This window comes from Agrobacterium tumefaciens (assembly GCF_005221325.1).
Lineage (GTDB): Bacteria > Pseudomonadota > Alphaproteobacteria > Rhizobiales > Rhizobiaceae > Agrobacterium.
This window is the reverse complement of record NZ_CP039889.1, coordinates 1,743,544-1,755,999: the sequence shown is the minus strand read 5'-3', so window position 1 is coordinate 1,755,999 and position 12,456 is coordinate 1,743,544. Positions and strand designations below refer to the sequence as shown.

10 protein-coding genes are annotated in these 12,456 nt (G+C 57.0%); 9 read left to right on the top strand and 1 reads right to left on the bottom strand.

Annotated features, from left to right (window positions below; translation table 11 throughout):
* Positions 1 to 8 precede the first annotated feature (8 nt).
* The 3 genes from CFBP5499_RS23005 (at position 9) to CFBP5499_RS22995 (ending at position 3,552) form a co-directional block, all read left to right on the top strand.
* On the top strand, positions 9 to 491 hold the full coding sequence (locus CFBP5499_RS23005) for a hypothetical protein (protein ID WP_080827972.1): 483 nt from the start codon (positions 9 to 11) through the stop codon (positions 489 to 491).
* A gap of 214 nt (positions 492 to 705) precedes the next feature.
* Positions 706 to 1,704, top strand: coding sequence for a hypothetical protein (locus CFBP5499_RS30150; RefSeq protein ID WP_175416854.1), 999 nt, complete (start codon positions 706 to 708; stop codon positions 1,702 to 1,704).
* Between the two features lie 225 nt (positions 1,705 to 1,929).
* A complete protein-coding gene (locus CFBP5499_RS22995; RefSeq protein ID WP_080827973.1) occupies positions 1,930 to 3,552 on the top strand; it encodes an EAL domain-containing protein in 1,623 nt (540 codons plus the stop codon).
* 88 nt (positions 3,553 to 3,640) lie between these two features.
* Here the strand turns inward: CFBP5499_RS22995 and CFBP5499_RS22990 are convergent, their stop codons facing one another.
* Positions 3,641 to 5,545, bottom strand: coding sequence for a helix-turn-helix domain-containing protein (locus CFBP5499_RS22990; protein ID WP_130932531.1), 1,905 nt, complete (start codon positions 5,543 to 5,545; stop codon positions 3,641 to 3,643).
* Positions 5,546 to 5,660: 115 nt separating this feature from the next.
* On the opposite strand from CFBP5499_RS22990, the gene CFBP5499_RS22985 reads away from it, so the two are divergent.
* The 6 genes from CFBP5499_RS22985 to CFBP5499_RS22960 all read left to right on the top strand — a co-directional run bounded on the left by CFBP5499_RS22985 (position 5,661) and on the right by CFBP5499_RS22960 (position 12,453).
* The gene (locus CFBP5499_RS22985; RefSeq protein ID WP_080827975.1) at positions 5,661 to 6,884 is read left to right on the top strand and encodes an MFS transporter; all 1,224 of its coding nucleotides are present in this window, start codon (positions 5,661 to 5,663) and stop codon (positions 6,882 to 6,884) included.
* Positions 6,885 to 6,893: 9 nt separating this feature from the next.
* Positions 6,894 to 8,285 carry an amidohydrolase gene (locus tag CFBP5499_RS22980; protein WP_080827976.1) on the top strand — a complete coding sequence of 464 codons (1,392 nt, stop codon included), beginning with the start codon at positions 6,894 to 6,896 and terminating at the stop codon, positions 8,283 to 8,285.
* Between the two features lie 341 nt (positions 8,286 to 8,626).
* Entirely contained in the window at positions 8,627 to 9,658 is a 1,032-nt protein-coding gene (locus CFBP5499_RS22975; RefSeq protein WP_080827977.1) for an amino acid ABC transporter substrate-binding protein, read from the top strand.
* Between the two features lie 18 nt (positions 9,659 to 9,676).
* Entirely contained in the window at positions 9,677 to 10,861 is a 1,185-nt protein-coding gene (locus CFBP5499_RS22970; RefSeq protein ID WP_080827978.1) for an amino acid ABC transporter permease, read from the top strand.
* Positions 10,858 to 11,952 carry an amino acid ABC transporter permease gene (locus CFBP5499_RS22965; RefSeq protein ID WP_080827979.1) on the top strand — a complete coding sequence of 365 codons (1,095 nt, stop codon included), beginning with the start codon at positions 10,858 to 10,860 and terminating at the stop codon, positions 11,950 to 11,952. Before CFBP5499_RS22970 ends, CFBP5499_RS22965 begins: the two co-directional genes overlap by 4 nt.
* 312 nt (positions 11,953 to 12,264) lie before the next feature.
* Positions 12,265 to 12,453 (top strand): hypothetical protein, encoded by a 189-nt coding sequence (locus CFBP5499_RS22960; RefSeq protein ID WP_080827980.1) that lies wholly within the window; start codon positions 12,265 to 12,267, stop codon positions 12,451 to 12,453.
* Positions 12,454 to 12,456: the final 3 nt, after the last annotated feature.

Here is a 12,456-nt window from a genome sequence, read left to right as displayed (position 1 = left end):
CACTCGTCATGACACGCCATCGCAAACCAGGCCTGAAGACGAACCGCTCCGACACGCCACCTCCCGGGATATTTTCACCATCCGAAATTGCATCGGATCCCTCATGGGTTCCGGATATGGCCGCTTTGGGCGAGCCGGCAATGACTGCGGAAACCTATATTGCCGCCTATCTTGCGGACGTCGATGCATGGTGGTGGTCAACGAACCTGCATCACGAGCCAAGAGGTTCAGTGTTAAGACGCACCCTTGCCATTATCGCGCAAGCAAAGATGCCCGATCACGAACGAGCGCTCGGCCAATTGGGTGTCGACCCGCTGGAAAATATGATGTCCGATGAGCTGCTCGATCTCTTGAGAGCCTGGATGCCGTTCACGCCCGCAATGTGCTACGCCCTCGGCTGCGTGCGGATGGAATTCGAACCGCCCGAACTGCAACACCGCCTGAGTGCAATGGTCGCGGAATCGCGACCCAGGACAGTTCTCAATGATTAAAAATCACTGCCCACAGGAGCGGTATGGCGTTGTACTTGGGATAGACAGTATCAAATCGGCATGTCAGGTGTTGGAAGAGCAGTAACCGGAGGGCATGTAAATTCGCACGAACGTAACGCGCCGCACTATCGGTCTGGCCCCTTCCCTCTTTCTTGCTGTCGGGCTGATATTCCAGCCAACGATAGCAGTCGGCCCCGCGCAGGCGGCGGAGAGCGTGACTGTTCCGCCTTATGCGCCTGCCGTCGGGACTGAACTTCACTATCGCGTCCAAAAGACGACCGAGACCGACATGTCGCTTTGGTTCGACAAGCCGGAAGCATCGGCCGTTGTCATGCGTGGCGATTTCCGTCAATCGGCAACGGTGCTGTCACGGTACGACGAGGGCATGCGGGTGCAATGGAAGCTTTCAGCCGACATTCCCCCGGATGCAACGGACGCTGCCGATTCCTATCCGATGAACGCCATGTTTCGCAATTCACTTGCCGCCTACGGTGTTCAGCAATTGGAATTCGAGACCGATCCGAGCGGTACTCCGACGGCGCTCGTCGGCGCGGATCAAGTCGTCGCCAATATGGAAAGGCTGCTGTCCACATCTTCGCCAGATAGCACAGCCTCTCGCATGCTTCAGACCGTCAAAAGTAACCCACTCACTATTATCGACGTTCTTGCGCCGGAAAGCATGATCCTTGCGCTTGGGCAGTCTTCCGAAGCTTTCACCACCGATATCGGGCGGGAGTGGACGGTTGAAGGCAATGAAGAGTTGAAAGGCATGCTCGTTCCGACAAGCACCGTCTGGAAACTCGAAGCCGCCGATAAGATCAGGCAAACAGCCACGTTCACCGCGAAGATAACCTACGATCCGGTTGCCCTTATGCAATCGCAGCGATCTTCGATCGACGGCATGATCGCAAGTTTCGGAGACCGGGCGAAGCAACTGACCGAAACTCAGTTGGCGGAGGTCAGAAGCGCCGAAAAGTCACGGACCGTGACCTATGTGAATTCAACACGCGACGGCTCCACGCTCGAAGTCCTGGAAAATACCGTCGCAAGTGTCGGCGGCATGACGGTCACTGTGGCTGTGCATGTCTGGCAAGAGGACCAGCCACCGGTCCTGCCTGCTCCGCATGCGTGGAATGCCAGGACCCTGTCTGGCCAACGTGTTGAACCCCTGTTCAAAAACAATGCGCGACCTTCGATCGATCTGGATCAGTAGGCCGCACCTTTGACCGACCGGCCGGTCAGGATCGTCGGACCTGTGATCCTTGCGCCGCAGGAATTGGGCTCTTCACTTCGCTTTCGGGACCGAAAAATTGTTGGCCGGTGCCTTTGTCAGCTTCTTGTATCCGGATGACCGAAGGCGTTCACTCTCCCTCTGCCCATAGCAAAAATTAAGGCGAACACGACTATAAATGCACAGGATCCCTTTTGGAGAGTGACGATGCGGGCTCGACGTTGGCGTGTAATAGCCGTGGGGATAGTTCTGGCCCTGCTGGGAGCAGCACTTCCCATTGCCGCCATGGCCTGGACCTCCTGGCGGGTCGCCGTCCAAAAGGAACTCGACATTCTGGACCTCGTTGCCCAAAGGGCACTCGCGCGCGCCGGCAATACATTCAAGGAAGCGCAAGGCGCACTGGAAGCAATTGAAGCCGCGCATCTTCCTGCGTGTTCGGATCAACACATCGCGCAAATGCGGATCGTGACGATCAACGTCCCGTCGATCGAGGAGATCGGCTATTTCGAAAACGACGTCATCAAATGTACCTCCTGGGGCGGCACCACGGGAACCATCTCAAAGTCCCATGTCGACTACGTCACGCCCGAAGGCATCGAAGTAACATTGCGGATTGAGCCGGCCGTCAGCCATGGCGACCGGATGACCAGTCTGCACCTCGGCCATCATAACGCGCTCGTCGCCCCTTCCCGCTTTGTCGACATCATGCTGCGAGACGGAATGGCCCTTGCGCTCCTCAACGATCAGGAGCAGGTCATCAGCACGCAGAACCAGCCGGATGCGGACATTGTTGTCGCACTCGCGGCGCAGGCGAGCCGAGGGATCAACGATGCCTCGCTCTATTCGGTTGTAAAAGACGGTGGGCTGACGGCGGTCGTTCTCGAACCGAGAGCGGCGATCCGAGAGAAACTCGCACGCGAGCTGATCGTTCTTTTACCGATCGGAGTATTCATTGCATCCTTTATCGTCGGCATAATCGTGTGGATGTCGCGCAAGCGGTTGTCGCCACAGGCTGAATTGGAAATCGCGGTCCGGAAGCGTGAATTTGTCGTCCATTATCAGCCGATTATCGACCTCAAGACCCATATATGCGTTGGCGCGGAGGCACTCGTCCGCTGGAGACGGCCAGACGGCACACTTGTCAGGCCAGATCTTTTCATTCCCCTCGCCGAGGAAACGGGATTGATAGAGCCGATCACCGATCAGGTGGTCGAGGCCATTATTGCAGACATCGGCTCGATACTCGTCGCGGATCGCACCCTGCACATCGCCGTCAATCTCTGTGCCGAGGATGTCAAAACCGGACGAATTCTGGAGTTCATCGACCAGCGTCTGAAACCTGCCGGTATCCGCAAGCAGCAAATCTGGCTCGAAGCGACGGAGCGCGGGTTCATCGACATCGATGCGGCGCGCATCACGTTGGATAGAGCACGCAAAGCCGGGCATTCCGTCGCAATCGATGATTTCGGAACCGGCTATTCCAGCCTTCAATATCTGCAGGGGCTTCCCCTCGACGCCCTGAAAATCGACAAGTCCTTCGTCGATACGATCGGCAGGAATACGGCGACCAGCACCGTTACGCTCCACATTATCGGGATGGCGCGCGAACTTGGACTGTTCTCCGTCGCCGAAGGTATCGAGACCGAGGAACAGGCAGCCTATCTACGGGAACACGGTGTGGATTTCGGTCAGGGCTGGCTTTTTTCGAGACCCCTCCCCGCCGAGAAATTTATCGTCTTCCAGCGGCACAACAAATCAGCATACGGCGCTGCTCCTGAAGTCATCCAGGCGACGCCTGTCGAAAAAGCGGAAAAGAGCCCCTCACTCTGATAGTCATGTGTCGGTTCCGCGTGGCGTTGCACCCCGAATTCGACGTGGTTCCATGCATGCATCAAAGAGCCGATCCCTGTGACAAGGTTCAGCCGGAGTAAGTTGAATAAAGCTGGCACGCGACGCTTAAAAGCGTGAAGTCTTCTGCGTTCGAAATTTTTCGGCCGGTCAGCGTTTCGATTCTGGCAAGTCGTTGATACAGCGTATTGTTATGTATCTTCAGATAGGCAGCTGTGCGCGTGGCGGATTTTCCCTCTCGTACATAGCTGCGCAAGGTCTCAAAGAGAAATTCGTGTTTCTGGTCGTGAAGAAGCGGAGCAAGAACCTCATGGACAAAGTCGATGATTTCATGCCGGTCGCGTCCACTCAACAGAGCTTCGATCCCCATATCCTGATGTGACAATATCCCTGACTGTCCGCGCCGCACGAGGCATTCGGCAGCTCGTTGCGCCTGAGTTTTCGCCATCGAGTGGAATTCGGTCAGGTCGTAAACCACGCTTGCGCCCATCTGGATATCAAGGTGCAACACCCTGTCCATCATGGCGTTGAGATTTCTGGCAAGTGCAGCCGCAGTGGACGCGGAGAAGACTATGATAATCTGATCGTCCTGATGAAAAATAAGCGCATTCGACAGCTTGATCGCGTTCTGCAGATTTGTTTGAGACCTGTGGAGAGACAGTCGAGCGTCAGGCGAAAGTGGACCAGACACTTTCGCGACAAGGATCTGATGGAAGCGCTCCAACCGGAACCCGAAATGGTCGAGGCGGCCACGACTATCGACGCCTTTCAAAATATCCTCGAAATAGGCTCTCTTGCTTGCGTTCAGGACATCGAGCCTCGACATGTCGCGGACAAAATCCAATGCCACGAACGCAGAAAGCGTGCCGAAAAGCGCCCGTTGAAAGAGCACATCCTCAATGGGGCGGAAATGAAAAAAACCCACGGGGGCTTCAGCGACTTCAACGATCTGCTCTAGACTGTCGCGGTGATCTGTCCAGCCTTGGGACCGGTGGTCGACGCCGAGCACGTTCTCAAATCGAAACTCGACGCCGAACAAGCCTGCAACCAGATCCAGCCGCTCTACCAGACTTCCGCTGGTGGAAAAAATACGTAAAAGCTTGTCGTGCAACTCCACGGCGCGGTCGAGTTCGGCATTCTTGCTTGCCAGGTCGCTCCGCATTTTTTCAAGCCGGCTCGATGTCGCGATAGCGTTCTTATAGGTGAGCGAACGCTTATACGCGACGGCAACCTGAGCAGCCAATGATTCCAAAACCGTACGGTCAAACGGCGAGAAGGCGCCGCGCGGTGAAAAGCACAATGTGGTCAATGTGCCAAGGCGCTTGCCTTCCGCGGCAACAGGCACGCAAAGCAAGGCGTTGGCAATCTTCGACCGTTCCATGAAAGACTGGCTTTCGGGGCTCATCACACGGTGGGCATCAATGATGTTCTGCCTTCCATTGTGAATGGCAGGGACACCGGTTACGAAGACCTCGCCGGAGACGGATTCATTCGGCTGCAAGCGGTAATGCGTATAGTCATCCGGCAACCCTTGATGCGACACCGGGTTAAGATAACCGCTTTCCTCGTCGAACAGCCGAAAGACGCCGGCATCCGCATGCGGCAGCACGTTCATTACCTCAGCAAGGACACTATGGACAATTTCCTGATCGTCCAGGGAGTTGATCACCGCGGCATTGACAGATGCCAGCATTTCCACGGTCTTGGTCTGTACGGCAATGACCGCCTCCTGAACGGCAGCAACGACCCGCGTGGTGACCTGTTCGCCGTGCTCGGCGGAAACCTCGAAAATCGTGCGTTTTGCCGTAAAATAGGAGTGGTCGATCACCAAACGGAACGTGTCGTCGCTTCGCTCAATTATGTGGGACAGCAGGGCGACTGTCTGCTCAGTTTCCACGTCGACATCTTCAAAGCGCAGCACGCCTTCGTGCTGCATTCTGCTCAGCTCCGGATGAGAAGACAGCGTAATTTCCAAGGCGACCTCATGGTGATCTACACATATTATTCTCTGGTATTATAGAGGAATAAACATCGATTTTTTCCCTGGCAATGCGACAAAGGCACAAAGTCAAAAAAAGGGAACTTCTGATATGTTTTCAAAAATACAGCGTCGTCATGTCATCATAGGAATGTTGTTCCTGTGCTGGGTCGTGGGTTTCATCGACAAGACCGCCATCAATATCGCGATCATTCCCATCAGCGAGGAGTTCGGCCTTTCCCCTGATCATCAGGGTATGATCATCAGTGCCTTTTTCCTGGCCTATTCGATGACGCAGCTGATTGGCGGCTACCTGGTGGACCGCTTCGGGGCGCGGCGCGTGCTGAGTTCCGCCGTAGCGGTCTGGTCGCTGGGAACGGCCGTATCAGGTGCTGTTCACAACGCCGTAGGCCTTGCTGCGGCACGCGCCGTGACCGGCGCCGGCGAGGCAGTCTTTCCCGCAGGCGGCTCCGTGGCGATCACCGAACACTTCGAGAAGTCGCAAATGGCGCGCGCCAAGTCGGTCCTCCAGTCAGGAGCGTCAGTTGGTTTTGCGGTTGGTTCCATCGTCATTACCGCTTTGATCGCGGCACACAGCTGGCAGATGATGTTCTTTGTCCTCGGCGGCGTCGGGCTTCTCCTCTCGGCAGCGCTATTCTTCGTCATGAAGCCGGCGAACGACGCGCCTGTCGTCAAGGAGAAGGTGGCGAAGGTTTCGGAAAAGAAGCGCATCGGTGCGCTGTTGAAAAACTCGCTGACTTGGAAGATCACGCTGGTTTATTTCTTCACCAACATCGTGTTCTGGGGTCTGCAGTCATGGCTGCCATCCTACTGGGTGAAGGTCAAGGGCATGAGCATGGTGCAAATGGGCGCCTACTCGATGATCCCACCGGCGCTGGGCTTCATCTCGTTCCTGACCTGCGGCTGGCTGCTCGACCGCTTCTTCCACCAGAAGGAAAAGTATCTCATCTGCATCGGCTCAGCCGTATCGGCGATATTCATCTATCTCATGGCCAATGAGGAATCCATTCCGCTCGCCTTCGCCTATCTGACGGTTTCGAACGTTTTCCTGAATGCGATCTCGATCAGCGTGTTCGTCAGCATCATGAAGCATTTCCCGCAGAACACAGTGGGTACAGCAACGGGTCTGATCAATTCGCTCGCGCAGCTCGGCTCGTTTGCATCTCCCATGCTGATCGGAGCCATCCTTTCGGCAACCAATCAAAATTACGGGATTGCGTTTTCGGTGATCGTTGCCTGCGCAGTTCTCGTCTGCGTTATCGCCACCACCTTTCCCGCCGTTCACGGCAACAAGCCTGTCGAACAGACCGCCTGAAGGAAGCAAATGACCTATCTCGACATTATCGAACGGACCGTCGCCACCCAATCTGACAATCTGAAGTCGGTGTCCGATGCAATCTGGTCCTTTGCGGAAATCCGTTATGAAGAGACACGCTCGGCAGCACTTCTGGCGGATGAACTGGAAAAAGCCGGCTTTGACGTCACGCGCAATGCCGGCAATATAGAGACAGCTTTTGTAGCCAGTTATGGCGATGGCCAGCCGGTCGTTGCGATACTGGGCGAATTTGATGCGCTGACAGGCCTCAGCCAGAAAAGCGGCGTTACCCATCACGATCCCGTCGTCGCAGGCGGCAATGGGCATGGCTGTGGTCACAACCTGTTGGGCACCGGCGCGCTCGCCGCCATTCTTGCCCTCAAGGCCTGCAAGGACGAACTGGGGCTGGCGGGCACGATCCGTTATTATGGTTGCCCAGCCGAAGAAGGCGGTGGCGGCAAAGCGTATATGGCGCGCGAAGGATTGTTCTCCGATGTCGATGTGGCTTTCACCTGGCATCCGTGGGATGAAAACCTTGCCTATAACGCCCGCATGCTGGCAACCAACCAGCTCTATTTCTCCTTCCGGGGAACGAGTGCTCATGCAGGTTTTGAACCTCACCTGGGACGCTCGGCGCTGGACGCCGTCGAACTGACCAATGTCGGCTGCAACTATCTGCGCGAACATATCATTCAGGATGGCCGCATTCACTATGCCATCACCGATACCGGCGGACGGGCACCGAATGTGGTGCAGGCGCAGGCGCAGGTGCTTTACAAGATACGCGCGCCGCGGATGGATCAGGTCCGCGACATCACCGAACGGGTGAAGGATGTCGCTCGCGGTGCAGCCCTGATGACAGGCACCGAGCTTGAGATTACTTTCGACGCCGCCTCGGCAGACCTTGTGCCCAACGTCACTCTGGCGCGCATGATGCATCAGGAGTTCGAAAAAATCGGCGTCGCCGGTTTTTCCAACAGCGAAAAGGATTTTGCTGGAAATATCCAGAAGACATTATCCAGTGAAGTTCAGGCCCGCATTGCCAAACGTAGCAAAGTCCTTTCGGAGGATCTGAACGCCTTTGAAGAGGTGCCTACTTTCCTGCACGGCTCGACCGATGTCGGTGACGTCAGCTGGCTCGTTCCGACGGGTCAGGTATATGTTGCGACCGAGGCTTACGGCACGCCGCCGCACACCTGGCAGATGGTCTCGCAGGGAACTTCGGGTTATGCCCACAAGGGTATGTTGCAAGCCGGCAAGGTTCTTGCCGCCTCTGCCGTGCGTGCGCTGACTGATCCGGAACTGATCACCAAGGCGAAGGACGAACACCGCGAGCAACTGGCCGGAGAAAGCTATATCCCGCTGATACCGGCAGATGCCACACCGCAACGTCTTCGCTGACCATCTCCGGCCTCTCCGCGATAACGCCATCCCAGGAGGCGCTCACTTCGAGGGCGATTGAGAACTTTCCGAGATCCGGCACGCGCCGGATCTCGTTAACGCCCTCGCAGCTATCAAGGATAGTGCAGCCACGCGGATGGCCTTGAAGCCATCACTTCCATCGAGAGTAACGGCGTGCCGACAATTCAAAAAATAAGCAATTGCCTTTTCTAAAAGCACGCATTTCGGGTAATCGATCCCTCGTTTATATATTCCATAAAATTACTATACTACCAGGTTCCGGCCATCGGGGGATCATCGGTGGGCGGTAAACCTGATCATTTCATCAGGAGCATTTTTAGATGTCATCTCAGGGATTTATCGGCGGCGTCGTCAGATCGACCATTGCCGCGGCGCTGCTGGCGTCCGCAACATTGTCCGGCACGGCCCATGCCGGCCCGACACTGGACAAGATCAATCAGCGCGGTACGATCAAGGTCGGGGTCGGCACGACGCCGGGCTTCTTCTCGCCGGACAGCAACGGTCGCTGGCAGGGCTTCTTCATCGATTACGGCCGCGCGCTCTCCATCGCCGTCTTCGGCAATCCGGACAAGGTCGAATTCACCAACTCCTCTCCCCAGCAGCGCCTGCCTGCGCTGCAGAGCGGTGAATTCGACGTCCTGCTTTCGGGTGTCACGGTAACCGTTACCCGCGCCTTCAAGCTCGGCTTCCATTTTGGTCCGACGATTTTCTATGATGGCCAGGGCATTCTGGTCCGCAAGGATCTTGGTGTCACCAAGGCCGCCGATCTGGACGGCGCCACCATCGGCGCCCAGAGCGGCACGACCGGCGAACTCAACGTTGCCGACTTCTTCCGCAAGACCGGCAAGAAATTCACGCCGGTCACGATCGAGGATACCGGACAGTTTATCGCGGCGCTGGAGTCCGGACGCGTCGATGCCATCACGCAGGATTCCTCCGATCTCGTCGGCAAGCGTACCCAGTTGAAGAAGCCTGACGACTACATCGTTCTGCCCGAACGGCTGTCGAAGGAGCCGCTGGCACCCGCCATTGCCGGCGGTGACGACCGCTGGCTGGAAGTCGTGAACTGGACCGTCAACGCCACCATCCAGGCGGAAGAATGGGGCATTACGTCCAAGAACGTCGATGAGTTTCTGAAGTCTCCCGACCCGGCAATCCAGCGCTTCCTCGGCGTCGATCCTTCGCTTGGCGAGGCCATCGGCCTTGATCCCAAATGGGCCTATAACATCATCAAGACGGTCGGCAACTATGGTGAAATCTTCGACCGGCATCTGAAGCCGCTCGGCTGGGATCGCGGCTACAATCGCCTCTGGACCGATGGCGGCCTGCTTTATTCGCCACCCTTCCGTTGAGACGGTCGAGTTTCAAAGATGTCCTCAATCGCAACGCCGGGCCCTCGCAGGCCCGGCATCTATCGTCGGCTGCTCATGTGGTGGGGCCATCGCCCTATCGCTCAATTGGCGGTCATCGCCTCATTTATCGCATTGCTCGTCTATCTCGGGATCAACGTCACGACGACGATGGCGCGCATCGGCGTCTCACCGGGGTTTGATTTTCTCTGGCGTTCGGCAAATTTCGAAATCGGCGAAAGTCCGATCACTTTCGCCGCCGGCGATCCATATCTTCGTGCCATGCTGGCGGGCCTGCTTAACACGCTGAAAGTGTCGTTGATCGGCTGCATAGCCGCGACTATTCTAGGCGTAGCCGTGGGCGTCGCGGGCCTGTCAGGAAACCTGCTTCTCGCCTCCCTTGTACGCTGGTACGTGGAGTTGATCCGCAATACGCCGCTGCTGCTGCAACTCTTCTTCTGGATTTCCCTCGCCAAGGCGTTTCCGGCACCGCGTCAGGCGGGTGCTTTGCTCGGATCGGTCTATCTGACCAATCGCGGCGTCTATGTACCGGCCGTCTCCATCGAAGACCTCCCGGTCACTGGGCCGGTGTTTGTGACGCTGATCGTCTTTGCCCTTGGCCTTATGCTCGTCGCGCTGTCCCATTTGAAACGGCTGAACGGGCAAACCATGGCTATCGCCACTCTCGCCGTGCTTGCAGCAGCAACCACCGCTTTCGTGGCATCAGGAGCGAAGCTGACGTTTGAAACGCCCGCATTGGCGGGCTTCAACATCCGGGGCGGCTATAATCTGACGCCGGAATTTGCCGCACTCCTGACAGGTCTCATTGTAAAGTTCTCCGCCGCGATCGCAGAAATCGTCCGGGCTGGCATCCAGTCGGTCAATCGAGGCCAGTGGGAAGCCGCCCGCGCGCTCGGCCTGCACAATGGACAGATCATGCGGCTGATCGTGCTTCCGCAGGCGCTGCGCGTCATCACCCCGCTCGCCACGTCGAGCTATCTCGATCTGACGAAGGATTCCAGCCTGGCGGTCGCAATCGGTTACCCGGATCTCGTCAGCATCGTCAACACCACCGCCAATACGACCGGTCAGTCGCTGGAAGCCCTCATGATCCTCATCGGCACCTACCTCGGTATCAATCTGGTCGTTTCCGCCCTCATGAACCAATACAACAAGAGGGTTGCACTGAAGGGAACGGCACGATGACCAGGCAGGCCGGAAACATCGCCGCCCATCGGCTTCATGGGCGTCTTGGCAAGCTGCGAAACGGCCTCTTCGGCACGCTTTCCAACACCGCCATCACTCTCCTGACACTGGCAACCCTGATTTGGCTTCTGCCACCCTTTTTCCGGTGGGCCCTGCTTGACGCGACATGGAGCGGAACATCTGCGGACTGTGCCACGCGCGACGGCGCCTGCTGGGCTTTCATTGCCGCCAAGCTGCGTTTCATCGTGTTTGCCTTCTACCCGCCGGAACTCCAATGGCGTCCGGCGCTAGTCATTCTGATCCTGATGGCCTTGCTCGTCACAAGCGCGCTCCCGCGTTTCTGGCGCCGGGAACTGCTGCTCGTCTGGCCTGTTGCGGCTCTGGTTTGCTGGATGCTCTTGACCGGCAGTCCGGGAGGCGCTCCAGTTGCGTCCAACCAATGGGGCGGGCTGCCGGTGACGCTGTTTGTCTGGGCCATCTGCTTTGCGGCCGCGACGCCGATCGCGATCCTTCTGGCGCTCGCCCGCCGCTCGAGCCTCGGCGGACTGCGAACGCTTTCCATTGTCTATATCGAGGTGATGCGCGGCACACCCATGGTCGCCATCCTCTATGTCGCCATGCTGATCCTGCCTATGGCACTGCCGGAAGCACAGTTCGACAAGATGATAAGGGCGATGATCATGATCACTCTTTTCTGGGCAGCCTATATAGCGGAAGTCGTGCGTGCCGGCCTGCAGGCGATACCATCCGGTCAGCAGGAGGCGGCCACCGCGCTGGGGATCGGTTACTGGCGGACGATGCATCTCGTCGTTCTGCCGCAGGCATTGCGGATCGTCATTCCCGGCATGGTCAATTTGGCAATCGGTTTCCTGCTGGCAACGTCCCTGCTCGCGGTTATCGGCGTTTTCGACCTGTTGAACGCCGCCCGCGCAGCGGCAACCGATCCGGGCTGGCTCGGCTTTTACAATGAAGCCTATCTGCTTGTAGCCCTTATCTACTTCGCGATCTGCTTTGGCGCGTCCCGGTACAGCCTGTGGCTGGAGCGCCTGCTGCGAAACAGACCAACCCAAAGGGAAGGGAGGAGGGAATGACAATTCCCTGACCGGTCTTTTTTGAGATAATTACCTACGCAGGCTCACGAATATGGAGAAACATAGATTTTTCTTCCGATTCGACATCAAAATCAGTGGTTCCATTGCTCAAAGTAGTATATATTTTTTATAGAAATTACAGCAAAAGGAACTTCGGAAATGGCCTTTGCATCCGCTTCGCCTGCATCGACGTCAGGCCATATCCATCCTTCCAGATCGTGTTGTCGCTTCTCCCTGCCCCGAATGCGGGCGCCGTCGAAAGACGGTCCGTACCGAGCAAACCAACAAAGCCCAGATTGGCGGAGAAGCGAAATGCAAAGACAAACGATCGAATATCAGGGACTGCCGGTCGGCATTGCTGTCCCCAGCGATAACAAGCTGCGGTTCATCGCGGTCAAATTCCACGTCATCGATCTTGATAACCGGCAGTTCGCCAGCGTCGCGGAGCTGAAATCAGCCATCCAGGCACATCTGCACGGCGAACAGGCATTGGCCGCCTGAGCG

Bases quoted from the DNA above. Each gene is read 5' to 3' on its own strand.
- CFBP5499_RS23005 (WP_080827972.1), top strand. From the start codon at position 9: ATGACACGCCATCGCAAACCAGGCCTGAAGACGAACCGCTCCGACACG.
- CFBP5499_RS22995 (WP_080827973.1), top strand. From the start codon at position 1,930: ATGCGGGCTCGACGTTGGCGTGTAATAGCCGTGGGGATAGTTCTGGCC.
- CFBP5499_RS22985 (WP_080827975.1), top strand. From the start codon at position 5,661: ATGTTTTCAAAAATACAGCGTCGTCATGTCATCATAGGAATGTTGTTC.
- CFBP5499_RS22980 (WP_080827976.1), top strand. From the start codon at position 6,894: ATGACCTATCTCGACATTATCGAACGGACCGTCGCCACCCAATCTGAC.
- CFBP5499_RS22975 (WP_080827977.1), top strand. From the start codon at position 8,627: ATGTCATCTCAGGGATTTATCGGCGGCGTCGTCAGATCGACCATTGCC.
- CFBP5499_RS22970 (WP_080827978.1), top strand. From the start codon at position 9,677: ATGTCCTCAATCGCAACGCCGGGCCCTCGCAGGCCCGGCATCTATCGT.
- CFBP5499_RS22965 (WP_080827979.1), top strand. From the start codon at position 10,858: ATGACCAGGCAGGCCGGAAACATCGCCGCCCATCGGCTTCATGGGCGT.
- CFBP5499_RS22960 (WP_080827980.1), top strand. From the start codon at position 12,265: ATGCAAAGACAAACGATCGAATATCAGGGACTGCCGGTCGGCATTGCT.